The organism is Gemmobacter aquatilis, assembly GCF_900110025.1.
Classification (GTDB): Bacteria; Pseudomonadota; Alphaproteobacteria; order Rhodobacterales; family Rhodobacteraceae; genus Gemmobacter; species Gemmobacter aquatilis.
On record NZ_FOCE01000002.1, the window covers coordinates 270,141 to 290,131 of the forward strand.

At 64.6% G+C, this 19,991-nt stretch carries 20 protein-coding genes; 8 read left to right on the forward strand and 12 right to left on the reverse strand.

All coding sequences use genetic code 11. The features are described 5' to 3' along the window. Positions 1-23: 23 nt before the first annotated feature. From BMX43_RS05080 to BMX43_RS05090, 3 genes are all read right to left on the reverse strand, one after another. A complete protein-coding gene (locus BMX43_RS05080; RefSeq protein WP_091297940.1) occupies positions 24-911 on the reverse strand; it encodes an ABC transporter permease in 888 nt (295 codons plus the stop codon). Then, positions 908-1,771 (reverse strand): ABC transporter permease, encoded by an 864-nt coding sequence (locus BMX43_RS05085; protein ID WP_091299018.1) that lies wholly within the window; start codon positions 1,769-1,771, stop codon positions 908-910. The genes BMX43_RS05080 and BMX43_RS05085 overlap by 4 nt, the downstream gene beginning before the upstream one ends. 410 nt (positions 1,772-2,181) lie before the next feature. Next, positions 2,182-2,982: an ABC transporter ATP-binding protein gene (locus tag BMX43_RS05090; protein WP_425431775.1), complete on the reverse strand. Its 801-nt coding sequence runs from the start codon at positions 2,980-2,982 to the stop codon at positions 2,182-2,184. A 77-nt stretch (positions 2,983-3,059) separates the two neighbouring features. On the opposite strand from BMX43_RS05090, the gene BMX43_RS05095 reads away from it, so the two are divergent. Further along, a complete protein-coding gene (locus BMX43_RS05095) occupies positions 3,060-3,461 on the forward strand; it encodes a cupin domain-containing protein (protein WP_091297944.1) in 402 nt (133 codons plus the stop codon). A 32-nt stretch (positions 3,462-3,493) separates the two neighbouring features. Here BMX43_RS05095 and hydA read toward each other — a convergent pair whose 3' ends face one another. Both hydA and BMX43_RS05105 read right to left on the reverse strand, forming a co-directional pair. Further along, positions 3,494-4,948, reverse strand: a complete 1,455-nt coding sequence (gene hydA / locus BMX43_RS05100) for a dihydropyrimidinase (protein WP_091299025.1) — start codon at positions 4,946-4,948, stop codon at positions 3,494-3,496. A 78-nt stretch (positions 4,949-5,026) separates the two neighbouring features. After that, a complete protein-coding gene (locus BMX43_RS05105; protein WP_091299028.1) occupies positions 5,027-6,277 on the reverse strand; it encodes a Zn-dependent hydrolase in 1,251 nt (416 codons plus the stop codon). 143 nt (positions 6,278-6,420) lie between these two features. Between BMX43_RS05105 and BMX43_RS05110 the strand changes: the two genes are divergently transcribed. Then, positions 6,421-7,053: a TetR/AcrR family transcriptional regulator gene (locus tag BMX43_RS05110; protein WP_091297948.1), complete on the forward strand. Its 633-nt coding sequence runs from the start codon at positions 6,421-6,423 to the stop codon at positions 7,051-7,053. 3 nt (positions 7,054-7,056) lie between these two features. On the opposite strand, the gene BMX43_RS05115 is transcribed toward BMX43_RS05110, so the two are convergent. The 3 genes from BMX43_RS05115 to aptA form a co-directional block, all read right to left on the reverse strand. Next, positions 7,057-8,163: a calcium-binding protein gene (locus BMX43_RS05115; protein WP_139201525.1), complete on the reverse strand. Its 1,107-nt coding sequence runs from the start codon at positions 8,161-8,163 to the stop codon at positions 7,057-7,059. Positions 8,164-8,330: 167 nt separating this feature from the next. Beyond that, positions 8,331-8,630: a cupin domain-containing protein gene (locus BMX43_RS05120; protein ID WP_245749376.1), complete on the reverse strand. Its 300-nt coding sequence runs from the start codon at positions 8,628-8,630 to the stop codon at positions 8,331-8,333. Between the two features lie 46 nt (positions 8,631-8,676). After that, positions 8,677-10,005, reverse strand: coding sequence for an omega-aminotransferase AptA (gene aptA / locus BMX43_RS05125; protein ID WP_091297956.1), 1,329 nt, complete (start codon positions 10,003-10,005; stop codon positions 8,677-8,679). A 231-nt stretch (positions 10,006-10,236) separates the two neighbouring features. Between aptA and BMX43_RS05130 the strand changes: the two genes are divergently transcribed. From BMX43_RS05130 to BMX43_RS05140, 3 genes are all read left to right on the forward strand, one after another. Beyond that, on the forward strand, positions 10,237-10,851 hold the full coding sequence (locus BMX43_RS05130) for a TetR family transcriptional regulator C-terminal domain-containing protein (protein WP_091297959.1): 615 nt from the start codon (positions 10,237-10,239) through the stop codon (positions 10,849-10,851). 109 nt (positions 10,852-10,960) lie between these two features. Next, the gene (locus BMX43_RS05135; RefSeq protein ID WP_091297962.1) at positions 10,961-11,353 is read left to right on the forward strand and encodes a hypothetical protein; all 393 of its coding nucleotides are present in this window, start codon (positions 10,961-10,963) and stop codon (positions 11,351-11,353) included. 113 nt (positions 11,354-11,466) lie between these two features. After that, a complete protein-coding gene (locus BMX43_RS05140; protein WP_217643934.1) occupies positions 11,467-13,359 on the forward strand; it encodes a potassium transporter Kup in 1,893 nt (630 codons plus the stop codon). 229 nt (positions 13,360-13,588) lie between these two features. On the opposite strand, the gene preA is transcribed toward BMX43_RS05140, so the two are convergent. Continuing rightward, positions 13,589-14,890, reverse strand: coding sequence for an NAD-dependent dihydropyrimidine dehydrogenase subunit PreA (gene preA, locus BMX43_RS05145; RefSeq protein ID WP_091297966.1), 1,302 nt, complete (start codon positions 14,888-14,890; stop codon positions 13,589-13,591). A 25-nt stretch (positions 14,891-14,915) separates the two neighbouring features. Beyond that, positions 14,916-16,244, reverse strand: coding sequence for an NAD(P)-dependent oxidoreductase (locus BMX43_RS05150; RefSeq protein ID WP_091297969.1), 1,329 nt, complete (start codon positions 16,242-16,244; stop codon positions 14,916-14,918). 277 nt (positions 16,245-16,521) lie between these two features. On the opposite strand from BMX43_RS05150, the gene accB reads away from it, so the two are divergent. The 3 genes from accB to aat all read left to right on the forward strand — a co-directional run bounded on the left by accB (position 16,522) and on the right by aat (position 19,150). Continuing rightward, on the forward strand, positions 16,522-17,019 hold the full coding sequence (gene accB / locus BMX43_RS05155) for an acetyl-CoA carboxylase biotin carboxyl carrier protein (RefSeq protein WP_091299035.1): 498 nt from the start codon (positions 16,522-16,524) through the stop codon (positions 17,017-17,019). Positions 17,020-17,038: 19 nt separating this feature from the next. Then, positions 17,039-18,385: an acetyl-CoA carboxylase biotin carboxylase subunit gene (accC, locus tag BMX43_RS05160; RefSeq protein ID WP_091297973.1), complete on the forward strand. Its 1,347-nt coding sequence runs from the start codon at positions 17,039-17,041 to the stop codon at positions 18,383-18,385. A gap of 105 nt (positions 18,386-18,490) precedes the next feature. Then, positions 18,491-19,150 carry a leucyl/phenylalanyl-tRNA--protein transferase gene (aat, locus tag BMX43_RS05165; RefSeq protein WP_217643935.1) on the forward strand — a complete coding sequence of 220 codons (660 nt, stop codon included), beginning with the start codon at positions 18,491-18,493 and terminating at the stop codon, positions 19,148-19,150. On the opposite strand, the gene BMX43_RS05170 is transcribed toward aat, so the two are convergent. Further along, the gene (locus BMX43_RS05170; RefSeq protein WP_091297980.1) at positions 19,087-19,524 is read right to left on the reverse strand and encodes a DUF2155 domain-containing protein; all 438 of its coding nucleotides are present in this window, start codon (positions 19,522-19,524) and stop codon (positions 19,087-19,089) included. The genes aat and BMX43_RS05170 overlap by 64 nt on opposite strands. After that, positions 19,521-19,991, reverse strand: a complete 471-nt coding sequence (gene mlaD, locus BMX43_RS05175; protein WP_091297984.1) for an outer membrane lipid asymmetry maintenance protein MlaD — start codon at positions 19,989-19,991, stop codon at positions 19,521-19,523. Before mlaD ends, BMX43_RS05170 begins: the two co-directional genes overlap by 4 nt.

The window sequence follows — 19,991 nt, forward strand, 5'->3', positions numbered from 1 at the left end:
TGCCCGGGTTTGCCCCGGTTTGATTAACGTCTCTGCGACGGGTGCCAGAAAGTCACCCGTTTCTCGATCAGCGCGACAAGCCCATAGAAGGCCGAACCTGCCAGCGCCGCAACGGCAATCTCGGCCCAGATCATCGGCAGCCCCAGCCGCCCGATCTCTGCCGTGATCCGAAACCCCATCCCCACGATGGGAGAGCCAAAGAACTCCGCCACAATCGCGCCGATCAACGCCAGCGTCGTGGCAATCTTCAACCCGTTGAACAGAAAGGGCATCGCCGCCGGCAGCCGCAGCTTGACCAGCGCCTGCCCGTAGCTGGCACTATAGGTCGCCATCAGATCGCGCTGCATGCTGTCGGTCGCCTTCAGCCCGGCCACCATGTTCACCAGCACCGGAAAGAACACCATGACCACCACCACCGCCGCTTTCGAGTGCCAGTCGAACCCGAACCACATCACCATGATCGGCGCGATGCCGACAATGGGCAGGGCGGCGACAAAATTCCCCACCGGCAGCAACCCGCGCTGCAAGAACGGCGAACGGTCGATGAGGATCGCCACCCCCACAGCCGCCCCACAGCCGATCAGATACCCCGACAGCGCACCTTTCACGAAGGTCTGCACGAAATCCGCGCCCAGCGTGGGCAGGCTGCCGATGATCTGCGCCCAGATGTCGCTCGGCGCCGGCAGGATCACCGGCGAAATCTCGAACAACCGCACCGCCATCTGCCACAACACCAGCAGCGTGATCCCGAACACCGCAGGCACCAGCCGCCGCACCCAGGGCCCGCGCCCTTCGGCCAGCCCGGCATTCAGCGTCCAGGCCCCGAACCACAGCGCCAGCAACAGCCCCAGCCGCCAATCCAGCGCAAAGCCCGCCGCGACAAGCACCGCCTGCACCCCAAGCCCGATCATCGCGCCATCCCCATCCGCTTCAGCACCACCCGCTCCACCGCGCCGATGATCGCCACCAGCCCCGCCGCCACGAAGGCCGCCGCGAACAGCGCCGCCCAGATCTGCACCGTCTGCCCGTAATAGCTGCCCGACAGCAGCCGCGACCCCAGACCCGCCACCGCCCCGGTCGGCAACTCCCCGACAATCGTGCCCACCAGCGATGCCGCCACCCCCACCTTCAACGAGGCGAACAGATAGGGCATCGAGGACGGCAGCCGCAGCTTGGCAAAACTGTCAAACCCGCCCGCATTCCAGGTGCGCAACTGATCCAACTGCATCGCATCGGGGCTGCGCAGCCCCTTCACCATGCCCACCACCACCGGAAAGAAGCTGAGGTAAGCCGAGATGATCGCCTTCGGCACGATCCCCGTCACCCCCATCGAGTTCAGCACCACGATGATCATCGGCGCAATCGCCAGAATCGGGATGGTCTGGCTGGCAATCGCCCAGGGCATCACGCTCATGTCCATCGCCCGGTTGTAGACGATGCCCACCGCCAGCAAGATCCCCGCCACCGACCCGAAGCCAAAGCCCAGCAGCGTGGCGCTCAACGTCACCCAGCCGTGATAGACGAGGCTGCGTTTCGAGGTGATCTTCTGCCCGAACAGCCCGTCATACAGCCCCTTCGCCACCTGATGCGGCGCAGGCAACACGGGCCGCTCCTGGCTCCACGTCATCGGCACCAGTTCGGCAAAGCTGACCGTCACGCCGTCGCGCGCCGCCTGATCATAGACCCAGGTCGCATTCAGCCGCACCGCCGCCAGATACCACAGCCCAAGGATCACCGCGACCACGGTCAGGATCGGCACAATCGACCGCATCACCACTGCCCCCCCATCCACAGAGCCCAGCCCTGTCCGACCGGGCACCACTCCCGCCCCCTGCTCAGGGGAAGGGTCGAGGAACGGCTCACCCCCGCCTCACGCAACGCCCGCCATCCCGGGCGCGCCTCCCTCTCCCCTCCGGGGGAGAGGGCCGGGGTGAGGGGTCGCCCCCCATCCACTCAGCCCAGCCCTGTCCGACCGGGCACCGCTCCCCCCCCCTGCTCAGGGGAAGGGTCGAGGAACGGCTCACCCCCGCCGCGCGCAACACCCGCCATCCCAGGCGCGCCTCCCTCTCCCCCACGGGGGAGAGGGCCGGGGTGAGGGCTCGCCCCGCTCGGCCACGGGAAAAACCGCCCGACCGATGCAGCACGCCCGGTGTACCCCCGGTGTACAGATGGCACCCCCCGTCAAATCTCATCGCCATGCCCCGCGCGCAGCCCGTCGCGCACCCGATGCGCGATCTCGATGAATTCCCGCGAATCGCGGATATCCAGCGGCCGCTCCTTCGGCAGCGGGCTTTCGATCACATCGGTAATCCGCCCCGGACGCGGCGACATCACCACGATCTTGGTGGACAGATACACCGCCTCCGGGATGGAATGTGTCACGAATCCAATGGTTTTCCCGGTCCGCGCCCAAAGCTTCAACAGCTCTTCGTTCAGGTGATCGCGCACGATTTCATCCAGCGCGCCAAAGGGTTCGTCCATCAGCAGGATGTCGGCATCGAAGGCCAGCGCCCGCGCGATGCTGGCCCGCTGCTGCATCCCGCCGGAAAGCTGCCAGGGGAACTTCTTGCCAAACCCTTCCAGATCAACAAGTTGCAACACGTTCTTCACGCGCGCTTCCTGTTCGTCGCGCGAAAACCCCATGATCTCCAGCGGCAGGCGGATATTGCCCGCAATGGTGCGCCACGGATACAGCCCCGCCGCCTGAAAGACATAGCCATAAGCCCTTGATTTCCGGGCCTGTTCCGGCGTCATCCCGTTCACCGTCAACGTGCCGCCGGTCGGATGTTCCAGTGCCGCAATGCAACGCAGGAAGGTGGTCTTGCCACAGCCAGACGGCCCGATGAAACTGACGAAATCCCCCTTGTTGATCAACAGGTTGACATCTTTCAACGCCTGCACCGGCCCGTCGCCGGTCTGGAACACCAGATCCAGCCCGCGCGCCTCGATCACCGGCGCCCCGCTGCCCGCCATATCCTTCATGCGCACTCCCCGGCCCGATTGGCCGCAATCCCTTGATCTGCTAGCATTCCGTCAGCCCCCCGAACCCGAGGCCCGCCATGACCCAATGCCAGAAACTCCGCCCCAGCGCCGCCGCCACCTATGCCGGCAAACAGGGGTTCTCTTATTTCGAAGGCATCGCCCGCGAAACCACCGGCGCGCAGGCGATCTGCATGCACCTGCTCACCATCCCGCCCGGGGGCCGCGCCAAGGCCCACAAACACGCCACCCACGAAACCGCGATCTACATGCTGGAAGGCACGACCATCATGTTCTGGGGGCAATCCCTTGAAAACAGGATGGAAATCTCGGCAGGAGAGCTGCTCTACATCCCCGCCGACATGCCGCATCTGCCGCTGAACCCCGGACCGGGTGAGGCGCGCGCGGTCATTTCCCGCACCGATCCGCACGAACAAGAAAGCGTGATCCTGCTGCCCGAGCTTGAGGCGCTGGTGCCCTGAGCCCCCGCGCCGGTCTGGCAAGGCCCGCGCCATCAAACCCCCGTCGCCGGAATGCCCGACCGCACCACCGGGCGCGGCGCCGTCAGCTCTTTCCAGGCCGAAAGTGCCCGGTTCACCGCCGGACGCGGCGCGCGGCCCACGAACTGGCCCCAGCCTTCCTGCCCCTGCACCGCACCCTCCGCCACCGCCACGCGGCCCCGCGTCAGGGTGAACCGCGGCAGGCCCTTCACAGCTTTGCCTTCGAACACGTTGTAATCAATGGCAGATTGCTGCGCCTCGGCAGAAATCACCTTCTCCTTCGCCGGATCCCAGACCACCAGATCCGCATCCGCCCCCACCAGAACCGCGCCCTTCTTCGGATAAAGGTTCAGGATCTTGGCGATATTGGTGCTGGTCACCGCCACAAACTCGTTCGGCGTCAGCCGCCCCGTGCCCACCCCATGGGTCCACAGCATCGGCAGCCGGTCCTCCAGCCCGCCCGTGCCATTCGGAATCTGCGCGAAGCTCTTGAGACCAAAGCGTTTTTGCTCCGTGGTGAAGGCGCAGTGATCGGTCGCCACACAGCTCAGGCTGCCCGATTGCAACCCGGCCCACAGGCTGTCCTGATGGCTTTTCGCCCGGAACGGCGGCGACATCACGCGCCGCGCGGCATGATCCCAATCGGGGTGGAAATATTCGCTTTCATCCAGCGTCAGATGCTGGATCAACGGCTCGCCCCACACCCGCTTGCCCGCCGCCTTGGCGCGCCGGATCGCCTCATGCGCCTCCTCGCAAGAGGTATGCACCACATATAGCGGCACCCCCGCCATGTCGGCGATCATGATCGCGCGGTTGGTCGCCTCGCCCTCCACCTGCGGCGGGCGGCTATAGGCATGGGCTTCCGGCCCGATATTGCCCTCGGCCAGCAGCTTGGCCGTCAGTTCCGCCACAACATCACCATTCTCGGCATGCACCATCGCCAGCCCGCCCAGATCGCCCACCCGGCGGAACGACGCGAACAGCTCGTCGTCATTCACCATCAGCGCGCCCTTGTAGGCCATGAAGTGCTTGAACGAGGTGATGCCCGCCTGCACACTCAACGCCATGTCTTCCCACACTTTTTCACCCCACCAGGTGATCGCCATGTGGAAGGAATAATCGCAATGCGCCCGGCCCGACTTGTTGTGCCACATCTGCGCCGCATCCATCAGCCCCTGGCCCTGCCCCGGCAGCACGAAATCCACCACCATCGTGGTGCCCCCGGCCAGCGCCGCCCGCGTGCCGCTTTCGAAATCATCCGCGCTGTAGGTGCCCATGAACGGCATTTCCAGATGCGTATGCGGGTCGATCCCGCCGGGCATCACATAGCAGCCCGCCGCATCCAGCACCGTATCGCCCTTCAGATCGCGGCCGATTTCCACAATCACGCCGCCCTCGATCTTCACATCGGCCTCATAGCTGAGATCCGCCGTGACCACCGTTCCGCCCTTGATGACCGTGCTTGCCATGCCCATTTCCCTTATCCGAATGGCCTTCATCCTGGCCCAAATACTCTGGGGTCCGGGGCAAAGCCCCGGGGGCCGCCGTCAGGCGACCACTTCTGCCACCTCAAGCACCGCGTGCAGCAGCACATCCGCCCCCGCCGCAGCCCATTCCGGCGAAATCTCCTCGGCCTCGTTATGGCTCAGCCCGCCCACACAGGGGCACATCACCATCACCGTCGGCGCCACGCGGTTGATCCAGCAGGCGTCGTGCCCGGCGCCAGAAACGATGTCCATGTGGCTGTAGCCCAGCCTCTCCGCCGCCCCGCGCACCACCTGCACCAGCGCCGGATCAAAGGTCACCGGGTCGAAATGCCCGACCGGCTCGATGCTGCATCCAAGACCCAGCTCCGCCGCCACCGCATGGGCCGCGCGCTCCACCTCGGCGCGCATCGCATCCAGCTTGGCCTGTTCGGGGCTGCGGATGTCCACGGTGAACACCACCTTGCCGGGGATCACATTGCGCGAGTTGGGGAAAACCGTCACCTGCCCCACCGCGCCCACCGCATTGGGCTGGTGGCTCATGGCGATCTGATGCACCCGCTCGGTGATCCGCGCCATGCCCAGCCCCGCATTCACCCGCATGTTCATCGGGGTCGAGCCGGTATGGGCATCCTTGCCGGTCAGGGTGATCTCCAGCCACCAGAGGCCCTGCCCATGGGTCACCACACCGATGGTCTTGCCCTCGGCCTCCAGAATCGGGCCCTGCTCGATATGCAGCTCGAACATGGCGTGCATCTTGCGGGCGCCGACCGGCTCATCCCCGACCCAGCCGATGCGGGCCAGTTCGTCGCCAAAGCGCTTGCCCTCCAGATCGGTGCGGCCATAGGCATAGTCCTGCGTGTGCAGCCCGGCGAACACGCCCGAGGCCAGCATGGCGGGGGCAAAGCGCGCGCCCTCCTCGTTGGTCCAGTTCGTCACCACGATCGGGTGTTTGGTCCTGATGCCCAGATCGTTCAGTGACCGCACCACCTCCAGCGCGCCCAGCACGCCCAGCACGCCGTCATAGCGCCCGCCGGTCGGCTGCGTATCCAGATGGCTGCCCATATAGACCGGCAGCGCCGCGGGGTCGGTGCCGGCGCGGGTGGCGAACATGTTGCCCATGGTATCCACCCCCATGGTCATCCCCGCCGCTTCGCACCAGTCCTTGAACAGGTGGCGACCGGCGTTGTCGGCGTCGGTCAGCGTCTGCCGGTTGCAGCCGCCCGCCACGCCCGGCCCGATCTGCGCCATCTGGTCAAGGCTGTCCCACAGACGTGCGGAATTGATCCTGAGGTTCTCGCCAGGTGCCGACATATCCATCTCCCTGCCGCTGTCAGATGGGGTCTTCATGCCCCTTGCGGCGAATCTTTTCCTGACCATATGGTCAGAAGGAAGGCTATACGCCCTGACCAAACGGTCAACGAAAATCTCTGACCCAAGGGTGAGACAGAACGCAGATGACAGAGCCCCCCCGCCCGCTGAAGCGCACCGAAATCCGCGCGATGAATGAAACGCTCATTCTTCAGGCAGCGGAAAAAGTCTTTGCAGAGGCGGGGTTTGGCGGGGCCACCATGCAGTTGATCGCCGATATGGCCGGGCTGCCCAAGGCGAACCTGCACTATTATTTTGCAACCAAGGAAGACCTCTATCGCCGGGTGGTGCAGAACATCTTTGAAATCTGGCTGCACGCCGCCGACAGCATGGACAATGCCCCCGGCCCGGCCGAAGGCATCGGCGCCTATATCGACGCCAAGATGGAAATCTCGCGCCGCCACCCCGATGGGTCAAAGGTCTGGGCGTCAGAGGTGATGCACGGCGCGCCGGTGATCCAGGACTATCTGGAAACCACGCTGCGCGACTGGACGAAGGGCCGCGCCGCCCTGATCCAGCGCTGGATCGACGAGGGCAAGATGGCCCCGGTCAACCCCGATCACCTGCTCTACATGCTGTGGGCCACCACCCAGCATTACGCCGATTTCGGTCATCAGATCCAGACGCTCAACGGCGGTAAACCGTTAAGCGACCGGCAATGGAAAGCCGCAAAGGACAGCGTGAAGACGATGATCCTGCGCGGCATCGGCGTCGCCTGAGCCTCAGATCACCCAGAAATCCGCCCAGTTCAGCGCCAGTTCCGGCGTCATCCGGGCAAACACCACAGCCGCGCCCTCGCCCGTGCCATCGGCATCATAGGACAGCAGGCCGGTATCGGTCTCGTAAATGATCCGGTCATTGTCATCCAGCGCCACGCCCTCCGCATTGGCGGTGAACATCACATAGCTGAGCATCGTCCCCGCCGGACTGAGCGCCGCCATCACCGCATTGTCGAGCTGGATCAGATCGTCGCGCGTGTCGAAATCCAGGATCTTGTCCACATTCTCGGCGCCAAGCGCATCGCGGAACTGGAACTTGTCGGCGCCCTCGCCGCCGCTCAGCGTGTCGGCCCCGGCGCCGCCATCCAGCCGGTCCCGCCCGCCGCGCCCTTCCAGATGGTTGGCGCCCTCGTTGCCGAACAGCGCATTGGGCCTGCGGTTGCCGAACCCGTCGATGTCCGCGCTGCCGGTCAGCACCAGACGCTCCACCCAGCCGGTGACCTGCGGCCCCGCAAGTTGAAACGTGACCTGAGTTTCCACCGTGTCGCGCCCGCCGCTGACCTCGGCCAGATCGACAACCCGGTCGCCATAACTGTCGATCACATAGGTATCGCGGCCCGTCCCGCCCAGCAGGTTGTCGCTGCCTGCCCCGCCCTCCAGCCGGTCATCGCCGCCAGCACCGTCCAGCGCATCATCCCCCGATCCGCCCCACAGCGTGTCATCGCCCTCCGAACCGAACAGCGCATCAATCCCGTCGCCGCCATCCAGCCGCCCCGCCGCGTCCAGCAGCGCAAGGCGGATCGGAAAGACCGTGCCGAACGGATCAATCGCATCCAGCCGGAACAGCACCTCGGCATCTGACACAAGGCCCGGCGTCAGCGTGGCGGTGACCGCGGCATAGATCCAGCCGTCATCATCCCCGCCAACCGAGGCATCGCTGTATTGCCCCCCAAAGGTGAGAGAGCCGAAGCCGTAATCGAACAGAAAATACCCCAGATCTTCGTCATACCACCCATTGGTCTGGTATTCGAGGCTGAGGGTGATGTTGCTGCCATCGCGCGTGGCCTTGACGGAAGGGGCAATGTCACGCTGTTCAAAGATCACGTCCATGGGCAAGGCCTCCGGGAAAAGCAGGATAAAAATGCCCAAAAACTGTGCGCTTTGAAAACGAGTCTGTCAAACCCCGTTGAGACAGGCGGCAGGCTCCGCCCCAAACGAAAACCCGCCCCCCTTTCGGGCGGCGGGCAAGGCAAAACACCTGACGGCCCGTTAGGCGCTTATTTCAGCTCGACCTCGACAAAGCTCATCGGCGCGGCCCCGGCATTGATCACGTTATGCTCGGTGCCCTTGGGGCGCGAATAGGCGCTGCCCGCGGGGATGAACGCCTCGCGCGTCTCGCCATCCGGCAGTTCCAGCCGCAAGGCGCAATCGGTCAGCGTGGTGATGACGTATTCATGCCCATGCACATGCCAGCCGGTTTCGGCCCCCGGTTCAAAGTCATAGCGCCAGACCTTCACCCGGTCATTTTCCATCAGCACCGTGCCGGTGGCCTGAATCGACATCTCGTCTTGAGCCATGTTTTCCCTCCCTGAAACGGCGGGCCCGAAGGCCCGCCCGTGCCGCTTACGGCAGCGTTTTCAACACATCAGCCAGCGTGCCGATCAGCTGGTCGATCTCGGCTTTCGAGATGATCAGCGGCGGCGACATGGCGATGATATCGCCAGTCGTGCGGATCAGAATGCCTTTTTCGTAAGCGTTGAGGAAAGCAGTGAAGGCGCGCTTGGTCGGCTCGCCCGCCATCGGCTCCAGCTCCACCGCGCCGATCAGGCCCATGTTGCGGATATCGATCACATGCGGCAACCCGCGCAGCGAATGCAGCGCCTCCTCCCAATAGGGGGCAAGCTCACTGGCGCGCTCGAACAGGCCTTCTTCCTTGTAGGTGTCCAGCGTGGCGATGCCTGCCGCCGAAGCGATCGGGTTGCCGGAATAGGTATAGCCGTGGAACAGCTCGATCATGTGTTCCGGGCCTTGCATGAAGGCATCATGCACCTCACCGGTGGTCAGCACCGCGCCCATCGGAATCACGCCATTGGTCAGACCTTTGGCGGTGGTCATCATGTCGGGCAGCACGTCGAAATGCTGCGACGCGAAGGCGGACCCAAGCCGCCCGAAGCCGGTGATGACTTCATCAAAGATCAGAAGAATGCCGTGCTTCTTGGTGATCGCCCGCAGTTTTTCCAGATACCCCTTCGGCGGCATCAGCACGCCGGTCGATCCGGCCATCGGCTCGACAATCACCGCCGCGATGGTTTCGGCGCCATGCAGCGCCACGATGCGCTCCAGCTCGTCCGCCAGGTTCGCGCCATGTTCGGGCTGGCCCTTGGTATAGGCGTTCAGATGCGGCAGGTGGGTGTGGGGCATGTGATCGACGCCGGTCAGCAGGCTGCCGAACATCTTGCGGTTGGTGACGATCCCGCCCACCGAGATGCCACCGAAGTTCACGCCATGATAACCCCGCTCGCGCCCGATCAACCGGGTGCGGGCGCCATCGCCGCGCGCACGGTGATAGGCAATCGCAAGTTTCAGAGCCGTTTCAACACTTTCCGAGCCGGAGTTCGTGTAGAACACATGCTCGATCCCCTTCGGCGCGATATCGACGAGGCGGTTGGCGAGTTCAAACGCAATCGGGTGGCCCATCTGGAAGGCGGGCGCATAATCCAGTTCGGCGGCCTGTTTCTGGATCGCCTCGGTGATCTTCGGGCGGCAATGGCCCGCATTGCAGCACCACAGGCCCGCAGTGCCATCCAGCACCTGCCGCCCATCGGACGTGGTATAATGCATGTCCTTCGCGGCCACGAACATGCGCGGGTTCTTCTTGAACTGCCGGTTGGCCGTGAACGGCATCCAGAAAGCGTTCAGGTCATTGGGCGTCTGCTTGCGATCAAGCGCCATGGGGCTCTCCCGGTTGGGTCGCGCCTTCTGCGGGGGCGACCGTTCAAATTCTGACCATATGGTCAAGTTGAGGCTATCAGCGCGCGCCGCTGCGTCAAGGCGCAACGGCGAACACGGGCGCTGTGCGGCACCTTTTGCATATTGACGCTTTTGGCCGCATCGCTCAATGCGGGAATGACAGGCGCAAGGCCTGAATGCGACATTTTGATCAAATCAAGCGAAGCAGGGCCGATGAGCAGACCGAAAGCGCAGACGCGGATCCAGCAGAAGAACTCGGAAGCGATTCTCGAAGCGGCGCTGGACGTGTTCTCGCAATTCGGCTTTCGCGGCGCGACGCTGGATCAGATCGCCGAAACGGCGGGCCTGTCCAAGCCGAACCTGCTGTATTACTTTCCGTCGAAAGAGGCGATCCATGCCGCCCTGATTGCGCGGCTGCTGAAGGTCTGGCTGGACCCGCTGCACGCATTGGATGCGACGGGCGACCCGGTGGAGGAAATCCTCGATTACGTCCGCCGCAAGCTGGAACTGAGCCGGGATTTCCCGCGCGAAAGCCGCCTGTTCGCCAACGAGATCCTGCAAGGCGCCCCCCGCATCCAGACCGCCTTCACCGAAGAGCTGAAGCCGCTGGTCGATGACAAGGCCGCGATCATTGCCCGCTGGATGGACGAAGGTCGGCTGGCGCGGATGGAGCCGCATCACCTGATCTTCTCGATCTGGGCCACGACCCAGCATTATGCCGATTTCGATGTGCAGGTGCGCGCGGTTCTGGGCCGGACCGACGGCGCCCATTTCGCCGAGGCCGAAGAGTTCCTCATCACCCTGTTCCGCCGCAGCCTGACCCCCTGATTGCCGCGCATTTTCGCTATTTTGCGGTCCTGTTAACCACAGGAAGGGCAGAAAGTGCCGACAATCGGCGCTAACCTGTCCGTGGGGGCGATCTTGAAAGGATCGGACGATGGCAATCGAGGTCTCTAGGATCGGGTCGCCGGGCGCCCTGCCCCTTGGCACCGGAACCGCGACAGCACGCGCACAAGCGCCGCGCAACAGGCAAGATGACAGCCCGGCGCCGCAGACGCTGCCCCTGCAAACCACGCCCCTGCAAGCCACGTCGGAACTGGGGCGGCTGGCGCTGGCCGCCCGGCACGCTGGCGCCCCGCAAGATCCCGACCTGATCACCCGGACCGCCGCCCGCGCCTATGACCATGCCGCGCAGGTGCTGGGGCCGGGTCAGGCCACGGCGCAAGGCATCTGCGAACGCATTGCGCTGCTGCCTGTGCCGGGCGATCTGTCGCTGGAAGCCTCGCGGATGCCGCCGCTCGGCGATGATGCGCGCCCAACCGGGGAATGAGGCGCGTATGCCGCACCCGTTTCTGCTGCGCGGCATGACCCATTGACGAACTTGTGAGGCATTGTGAAAGCGGCTATGGCAGGGTTCTGTTCTCCCCATAAGTGAGCAAGATCGTGTCGCAAGCTGCCCCGGGCGACCACATCCCCCATCCCGCGAATGTATCCGTTGCCAAGTTGACTCTCGGGGCGATCGGCGTCGTCTATGGGGACATCGGCACCAGCCCGCTTTACGCCATGCGCGAATCGCTGCACGCCGCCAGCCATGACGGGTTGACCCGCAGCGATGTGCTGGGGGTGATTTCGCTGCTGGTCTGGACGCTGACCCTGATCGTGACGCTGAAATATGTGCTGCTGATCATGCGCGCCGATAATAATGGCGAGGGGGGCACGCTGTCGCTGGTCGCGCTGGTACAACAGGCGCTACAGCGCCGCCCGGTCTGGCTGCTTGGCCTCGGCGCAGTGGGGATCTCGCTGTTCTTCGGCGATGCGATCATCACCCCGGCCATGTCGGTTCTGTCGGCGGTGGAAGGCAGCGCGCTGGTGGCGCCGGGGCTGAAGGACTATGTGGTGCCGATCACGCTGGTGATCATCATCCTGCTGTTTGCCGTGCAGTCGCGCGGCACCGAGGCGGTTTCGGTGCTGTTCGGCCCGATCATGGTCGTGTGGTTTCTGGTGATGGCGGCGCTTGGCCTCTATCACCTGACGGATGACCTGAGCATCCTGGCCGCGCTCAACCCGCTTTATGCGCTGCAATTCCTGATGGAGAACGGTGCGGGCTCGCTCATCGTTCTGGGCTCGGTCTTTCTGGCCGTGACCGGCGGCGAGGCGCTTTATACCGATATGGGGCATTTCGGGCGGCGCCCGATCCGCATCGCCTGGGGCATTCTGGTCTTCCCGGCGCTGACGCTCTCTTATCTCGGGCAAGGCGCCATGGTGCTGGCCCACCCCGAAACCGCCAGCAACCCGTTCTTCCTGCTGGCCCCGCCCTGGCTGCTGGCGCCGCTGGTGCTGTTGGCCACCGCTGCCACGGTGATCGCCAGCCAGGCGGTGATCTCGGGCGCCTTCTCTGTGGCAAAACAGGCGGTGCAGATGGGGCTGCTGCCGCGGATGCGCATCCGCCACACCTCCGAGACGCATTACGGCCAGATCTTCCTGCCCAAGATCAATTCGATCATCGCCATCGGCGTGGTGACGCTGGTGCTGGCCTTCGGCTCGTCGTCGAACCTGGCCAGCGCCTATGGGATCGCGGTGACGGGTGACATGGTGATCACCTCGGTTTTGGCAATCTTCCTGCTCAGCCGCGCCTGGCGCTGGCCGCTGGCACTGACGCTGGCGGTGATGCTGCCGCTGCTGGCGCTGGAAAGCCTGTTCCTGGCCGCGAACCTGACCAAGGTGGTTCAGGGCGGCTATATCCCGATCTGCATCGCCGCCGTGATCTGCCTGCTGATCTGGACATGGGTGCGCGGCACCGCGCATGTGAAGCGCAAGTCGCGCGCCTCGTCGATCGAATTTGCCAGCCTGCAACGGATGCTGGAAAAGTCGCACCCGATCGAGGTGCCCGGCACCGCCGTCTTCCTGACCGCCGAAGCGGAAATGGCGCCGCCCGCGCTGATGCACAACCTGAAACACAACCGCGTGCTGCACCGGCAGAACTTCATCGTCACCGTCACCACCGCCCCGATCCCCGAAGTGGCCGAGGCGGATCGCATGACGCTGGAACGGGTGAACGACCGCTTCGTGCTGATCGGCCTGACCTTCGGCTATCTGGAAGACCCCAATGTACCGAAAGCCCTGACGCTGGCGCGCAAGCGCGGCGAGAAGTTCGACATCATGAACACCTCCTTCTTCCTCAACCACCGCAGCTTCCGCTCGGCCAAGGATGAAGGCCTGCCGACCTGGCAGGAAAAGCTGTTCATCTCGATGACCAAGGGCGCCACCAATGCCACCGAATTCTATCGCCTGCCCACCAACCGGGTGATCGAGCTGGGCCAGCAACTGACGATCTGAGCGCGCGAGTCAGCGTCAAAAGAAAGGGGGCGCTCGCGCCCCCTCTTGGCCTGCGGCCAATTCACCCCCGAGGATACTTGGGAACAGAAAATTGAAAGAGCACGTGTGCTTCATTTTCTATTTGAAAATATCCTCTGGGATGCGCCGCGCCCGGAAAACCATCCGGTGGATGGTTTTCAGCGGCGCATGCCCGCAGGGCCGTGGGTGGCAGACAGCCCCCCTCTTTCCCTCACTCAGCCGCTTGCGATGCCGGATTGTTCGGATGCGTCGTCCAGTTGGCATAGTCACCGACCGGCGTGCCGGTGCGCGGGTCCACCTGGCCTTTGGGCAGTTGCACCATGGTGATGCAGTTTTCCACCGGGCAGACATTGACGCACAGGTTGCAGGCGACGCATTCGTCATCCTTCACCTTGAAGGTGCGATCCGGCAGCATCTCGATTGCCTGATGGCTGGTGTCCTCGCAGGCGATGTAGCAGCGGCCGCATTTGATGCAGTCCGCCTCGGAAATCTGCGCCTTGGTCACATAGTTCAGGTTCAGGAACTGCCAGTCGGTGACATTCGGCACCGCACGGCCCACAAGCTCCGACGTGTCGGTGAACCCCTTGCGGTCCATGTAATCCGACAGGCCCGAGATCATCTCCTGCACCACCTTGAAGCCATAGGTCATCGCCGCCGTGCAGACCTGCACATTGCCCGCGCCAAGCGCCATGAACTCTGCCGCGTCGCGCCAGGTGGTCACCCCGCCGATGCCGGAAATCGGGATGCCCGCCGTCTCGCGCGACCGCGCGATTTCGGCCACCATGTTCAGCGCGATGGGTTTCACCGCCGGGCCGCAATAGCCACCATGGGTGCCCTTGCCGTCGATCGTGGGTTCGGGCGCGAAATCGTCCAGATCGACCGAGGTGATCGAATTGATGGTGTTGATGAGAGACACCGCATCCGCCCCGCCCCGCTTGGCCGCCTCGGCCGGTTTGCGGATGTCCGAGATATTGGGCGTCAGCTTCACGATGCAGGGCATCCGGCTGTGCTTCTTCACCCAGCGCGTGACCATCTCGATATATTCCGGTACCTGCCCCACGGCCGATCCCATGCCGCGTTCGGCCATGCCATGCGGGCAGCCGAAGTTCAGCTCCACCCCGTCGGCCTCGGTATCCTCGATCCGGGCGAGGATGTCGCGCCAGCTGTCCTCGTCGCAGGGCACCATCAGGCTGATGATCAGCGCCCGGTCCTTCCAGTCGCGCTTCACCTGCTTGATCTCGCGCAGGTTCACCTCCAGCGGGCGGTCGGTGATCAGCTCGATATTGTTCAGCCCCAGCAGGCGGCGATCCGCCCCCCAGATCGCGCCATAGCGCGGGCCGTTGACATTGACGACCGGCGGCCCTTCGGAGCCGAGGGTTTTCCACACAACGCCGCCCCAGCCCGCCTCATAGGCGCGGCGGACGTTGACCTCCTTGTCCGTCGGCGGCGCCGAGGCCAGCCAGAACGGGTTGGGGGATTTGATGCCGATGAAATTCGTGGTGAGATTGGCCATTGTGCTTGTCTCCTTCAGGCGGGGCTCAGCCCGCCGCCCCCATCAGGCTGGCATGAATCGCTTCGGCGGCATCGCGCCCCTCGGCCACGGCGGTCACGGTCAGGTCTTCGCCCCCTGCCGCGCAATCGCCCCCGGCCCAGATCCGCTGCCCCGGTTGCAGCGCCAGCTTGCCGCCGCTGATCCCCAGCCCCTCGGGCGCACCGGCCAGCGTCTGACCAATCGCCTTGAACAGTTGATCGGCTTTCAGGGTGAAGGTTTCGGACGAGAGTTTCAGCCCCTCGGGCGTGTCTTCGGTATAGGCGAATTCCACCGCCGCCAGTTTGCCCTCGCCCAGCACCCGCACCGGCGCCGCGCCATAGATGATGCGCACGCCGGTCTGGCTGGCGTGATCCTGCTCATAGGCGCTGGCGCTCATCTTCTCGCGCCCGCGGCGATAGACGATGGTCACATTCTCCGCGCCCAGCAGTTTCGATTGCACGGCGGCATCCACCGCAGTCATGCCGCCGCCGATCACCACCACGTCGCGGCCAACCGCCACCGTGGCGCGATCTGCCGCCTGCCGCAGCCCGGCGATGAAATCGACCGCGTTCTGCACCCCCGCCAGATCCTCGCCCGGCACGCGCAACGCATTGACGCCCGCAAGCCCGAGCCCCAGGAACACCGCGTCATATTGCGCCTGCAAATCGCCCAGCATCACGTCGCGGCCCAGCGTCACGCCGGTCTTCACCGTGATCCCGCCGATCTTCAGCAGCCACGCCACCTCGGCCTGCGCGAAATCATCGACCGTCTTGTAGGTGGCGGTGCCGTATTCGTTCAGCCCGCCAGCCTTGGGGCGGCGGTCATAGATCGTGACCTCATGCCCCTTCAGCGCCAGCCGGTGCGCGCAGGCCAGGCCGGACGGCCCGGCGCCCACCACGGCCACCTTCTTGCCGGTGGGGGCGGCGCGGGTGAAGGGATGCACCCCCTTGGCCATCAGCGTATCGGTGGCAAAGCGTTGCAACCGGCCGATCTCCACCGGCTTGCCCTCGGCGGCCTCGCGCACGCAGGCCTCTTCGCACAGTTGTTCCGTCGGGCAGACGCGGGCGCACATGCCGCCCAGGATGTTCTGGCTGAAGATCGTCCTGGCCGCCGCATCCGGCGTGCCGGTAGCGATCTGGCGGATGAACAGCGGAATGTCGATCGAGGTGGGGCAGGCCGTCATGCAAGGTGCATCAAAGCAGAAATAGCAGCGATCCGCCGCCACCCGCGCCTCGTGCCGGTCAAGCGGCGGCTCGTGATCGGTGAAGTTTTCGGCCAGGGTGCTGGCGGGCAGACGCGCAGGCACGATGCCGGGCGTAAGCTGGCTGTTGGACAAGGTGCAATCCTCCGCTGGGTTTGTTCTTGATTGGGGTCAGTCTGCCACAGGCGGTTTTTTTATCAATCGGTAAATTTTCTACCCCCGCCAGATTTTGATGCCCGCGCTGAAGGAAGTGGCAAAAGCCGCCGGATTGTGCAGAAACCCGGACACCAGAGCGGAAAGTCACCGCTTTTCACCCCTGCCCCGCTGGCGTATAACCCATGCCAGCCCTGGCGGCGGCATGCTGGCAAAAGGCAGGCCGACCAATCCGCCGGACACACACGAAGAGGATGGCATGAGCAAACATTCCCCCGACGCCGACGTTGCCTTCATTCAGGCTCTGGCGGAACTTCTGAACAAGAACGACCTCACAGAACTGTCCGTGAAACGCGAATATGGCGAGGATGACAGCCTCGAAGTGCGGGTGGTGAAACAGGCCAATATCGTGACGACGACGATGGCCGCACCGATGATGGCCGCCGCCCCGATGGCCGCAGCCCACGCCCCCGCCCCGATGGCCGCCCCCGCCGCAGCCCTGTCGGAAGACCCGGCGCAGCATCCGGGTGCCGTGACCTCGCCGATGGTGGGCACGGTCTATCTGGCCGCCGAACCCGGCGCGGCCCCCTTCGCCACCGTGGGCACCACCGTGACCGAAGGTCAGACCGTGCTGATCATCGAGGCGATGAAGACGATGAACCACATCCCCGCCCCCAAATCCGGCGTGGTGAAGCGCATCCTCGTCGCCGATGGCAACCCGGTCGAATTCGGCGCGCCGCTGATGATCATCGAGTGAGGCACGCCCAGTGACCCAGATGTTCGAGAAGATCCTGATCGCCAATCGCGGCGAGATCGCGCTGCGCGTGATCCGTGCCTGCCGCGAAATGGGGATCAAGTCGGTGGCGGTGCATTCCACCGCCGATGCCGATGCGATGCATGTGCGCATGGCGGATGAAAGCGTCTGCATCGGCCCCGCCTCTTCGGCGCAAAGCTATCTCAACAAGGCCGCGATCATTTCGGCCTGTGAAATCACCGGCGCACAGGCGGTGCATCCGGGCTATGGCTTCCTGTCGGAAAACGCGGCCTTCGCGCAGGCGCTGGAAGATCACGGCCTGACCTTCATCGGCCCCTCGGCGGAACATATCCGCATCATGGGCGACAAGATCACCGCCAAGGAAACCGCCAAGGCGCTGGGGATTCCGGTGGTTCCGGGGTCCGAAGGCGGCGTGGCCGATTTCGAATCCGCGATCGGCGTGGCGGCGGGCATCGGCTTTCCGGTGATCATCAAGGCCACGGCAGGCGGCGGCGGACGCGGCATGAAAGTGGCCAAGAACGCCGAAGAACTGGAAATCGCGTTCCGCACCGCGCGGGCCGAGGCCAAGGCCGCCTTCGGTAACGACGAAGTCTATATCGAGAAATACCTGCAAAAACCGCGCCATATCGAGATTCAGGTGTTCGGCGACGGCAAGGGCCGCGCCGTGCATCTGGGCGAGCGCGACTGTTCGCTGCAGCGCCGCCACCAGAAAGTGTTCGAAGAGGCCCCCGGCCCCTGCATCACCCCCGAGATGCGCGCGAAGATCGGCAAGGTCTGCGCCGAGGCCGTGGCCAAGATCAACTATATCGGCGCGGGCACCATCGAGTTCCTCTATGAAGACGGCGAGTTCTATTTCATCGAGATGAACACCCGTCTGCAGGTGGAACATCCGGTGACCGAAGCCATCTTCGGCGTCGATCTGGTGCGCGAACAGATCCGCGTCGCCTCGGGCCTGCCGATGTCCTTCACGCAGGACGAGCTGGAAATCAGCGGCCATGCCATCGAAGTGCGCATCAACGCCGAAAAGCTGCCGAACTTCTCGCCCTGCCCCGGCAAGGTGAAGGTGTTCCATGCGCCCGGCGGCCTTGGCGTGCGCATGGATTCGGCGCTCTATGGCGGCTATTCCATCCCGCCCTATTACGACAGCCTGATCGGCAAGCTGATCGTGCACGGGCGCGACCGGCCCGAGGCGCTGGCACGTCTGAACCGGGCCCTGGGCGAGCTGATCGTGGACGGGGTGGATACCACCGTGCCGCTGTTCCATGCACTGCTGGCCGAGCCGGACATCCAGAACGGCGAATACAACATCCACTGGCTGGAGAAATGGCTGGCCGCGCAGTTCGGCTGAGCGGTTGACGCACAGCCCCCGGCGGTGCCTTTGCGGGGACCGCCGGGGGTTTCACACCCCCGGACCCCCGTGGAGTATTTTTGCCAAGATGAAGGGGGCCGACCTGTGACAGACAAGCAGATCACCCCGGACCTGCTGTTGCGCGCCTATGCGATGGGGCTGTTTCCCATGGCAAAGGCGGCGGATGACCCCGAATTGCATTGGGTCGATCCGCGCAAGCGGGGCATATTGCCGCTGGACGGGTTTCACATTTCGCGCACGCTGCGGCGCGAGATCCTGCGCGGCGATTACCAGATCACCGCCGACCGGGATTTTGCCGGCGTTGTGGCGGGCTGCGCCGACCGCGAAACGACCTGGATCAACGCCCCGATCATGGCGCTGTATGGCGCGCTGCATCGCATCGGCCATGCCCATAGTCTGGAGATGTGGGACGGCGATGCGCTGATCGGCGGGGTTTATGGCGTGTCGCTGGGGGGCGGGTTCTTTGCGGAAAGCATGTTCTCGCGCCGCCGCTCCGCCTCGAAGATCGTGCTGGCCTGGCTGGTGCACCGGCTGCGCGCCGGGGGCTTCGTGCTGTGCGACACGCAGTTCCTGACGCCGCATCTGGCCACGCTGGGCGGGGTGGAGATCAGCCGGGCCGCCTATCATGCCCGGCTGGAAGCCGCCCTGAAGGGGCAGGCCAGCTTTCACCCCGCGGGCTATCAGCCCTCTTGCGGCGCGATAATCTCTTCGTCTTCGGCGGGCGGTGGCGGCAATTCCAGCTGAGGCTGATCCGGTGTCAGGCAGCGCAGCACCCAGACATCGTAGCGCGGATGTTCCAGCGCCGACAGCGCCGGGCTGGAGGCCACCATCCAGCCGGAAAACACCGCCGCCCCGGTGCCATTTTCGGTGCCAGCGCCCTTTTCGGTAATCGTCAGATGGGCATAGCCATCCGAAGCCGGGTTGGCCGTCGGGTAGCGGCATTCGTCCATCTGGATCGTCAGCCGCCCCGACACCGCCGCCTGACCGCGGCTCAGTTCGATATCCGCCGTCTCGCCCGTCATCTTGTCGAGCCAGCGCAGGATGCCGCCCGGCGCCGAGGTCACCTCTTCGGCAGCGGCAGGCGCGGCGATCAGCGCCAGGACAAGCGCAAGCCTCATGGCGCGCCGTCCGTCACGGATTTTTCGGCCGAAGAGCCCACGAATTTCATGAGCAGTCCGATCAGCGAGACCGAACCTTGCGTATCTTCGATCTCGGCCCCGGCGGCGAGGTTGTCGAGCGCGCCACCCGGGCGGATCTCGATGAAATTGCCGCCCAGCAAGCCTTCGGAAGACACCAGCGCCGCCGAATCCTCGGGCAGTTGCACCCGGTCCTGCAGCGTGAAGGTGGCATCGGCGTAAAAGGTCTGCGGGTTCAGATCCAGCTTCGATACGGTGCCGATCTTGACCCCGGCCAGCCGCACATCGGTGCCGACGGTGATCCCCTCGACCGATTGGAAGGCCGCGTGCAGCTCATAGGTGCCGGAAGACGCGCCAAAGCCCGCCCCCTGCCCCGCAAAGATCAGGAACCCTGCCGCAACAGCCAGCACAGCCGCGCCGGCAAGAACTTCTGTGGTGCTTTCCGCCAT

What these genes read in the sequence shown, in the direction of transcription:
- mlaD (WP_091297984.1), bottom strand. Translation starts at nt 19,991, where the DNA reads ATGGCGGAAAGCACCACAGAAGTTCTTGCCGGCGCGGCTGTGCTGGCT.
- accC (WP_091297973.1), top strand. Translation starts at nt 17,039, where the DNA reads ATGTTCGAGAAGATCCTGATCGCCAATCGCGGCGAGATCGCGCTGCGC.
- BMX43_RS05130 (WP_091297959.1), top strand. Translation starts at nt 10,237, where the DNA reads ATGAGCAGACCGAAAGCGCAGACGCGGATCCAGCAGAAGAACTCGGAA.
- BMX43_RS05090 (WP_425431775.1), bottom strand. Translation starts at nt 2,982, where the DNA reads ATGAAGGATATGGCGGGCAGCGGGGCGCCGGTGATCGAGGCGCGCGGG.
- BMX43_RS05120 (WP_245749376.1), bottom strand. Translation starts at nt 8,630, where the DNA reads ATGGCTCAAGACGAGATGTCGATTCAGGCCACCGGCACGGTGCTGATG.
- BMX43_RS05085 (WP_091299018.1), bottom strand. Translation starts at nt 1,771, where the DNA reads ATGCGGTCGATTGTGCCGATCCTGACCGTGGTCGCGGTGATCCTTGGG.
- BMX43_RS05110 (WP_091297948.1), top strand. Translation starts at nt 6,421, where the DNA reads ATGACAGAGCCCCCCCGCCCGCTGAAGCGCACCGAAATCCGCGCGATG.
- BMX43_RS05105 (WP_091299028.1), bottom strand. Translation starts at nt 6,277, where the DNA reads ATGTCGGCACCTGGCGAGAACCTCAGGATCAATTCCGCACGTCTGTGG.
- BMX43_RS05135 (WP_091297962.1), top strand. Translation starts at nt 10,961, where the DNA reads ATGGCAATCGAGGTCTCTAGGATCGGGTCGCCGGGCGCCCTGCCCCTT.
- BMX43_RS05115 (WP_139201525.1), bottom strand. Translation starts at nt 8,163, where the DNA reads ATGGACGTGATCTTTGAACAGCGTGACATTGCCCCTTCCGTCAAGGCC.
- BMX43_RS05170 (WP_091297980.1), bottom strand. Translation starts at nt 19,524, where the DNA reads ATGAGGCTTGCGCTTGTCCTGGCGCTGATCGCCGCGCCTGCCGCTGCC.
- BMX43_RS05095 (WP_091297944.1), top strand. Translation starts at nt 3,060, where the DNA reads ATGACCCAATGCCAGAAACTCCGCCCCAGCGCCGCCGCCACCTATGCC.
- preA (WP_091297966.1), bottom strand. Translation starts at nt 14,890, where the DNA reads ATGGCCAATCTCACCACGAATTTCATCGGCATCAAATCCCCCAACCCG.
- BMX43_RS05080 (WP_091297940.1), bottom strand. Translation starts at nt 911, where the DNA reads ATGATCGGGCTTGGGGTGCAGGCGGTGCTTGTCGCGGCGGGCTTTGCG.
- accB (WP_091299035.1), top strand. Translation starts at nt 16,522, where the DNA reads ATGAGCAAACATTCCCCCGACGCCGACGTTGCCTTCATTCAGGCTCTG.
- aptA (WP_091297956.1), bottom strand. Translation starts at nt 10,005, where the DNA reads ATGGCGCTTGATCGCAAGCAGACGCCCAATGACCTGAACGCTTTCTGG.
- hydA (WP_091299025.1), bottom strand. Translation starts at nt 4,948, where the DNA reads ATGGCAAGCACGGTCATCAAGGGCGGAACGGTGGTCACGGCGGATCTC.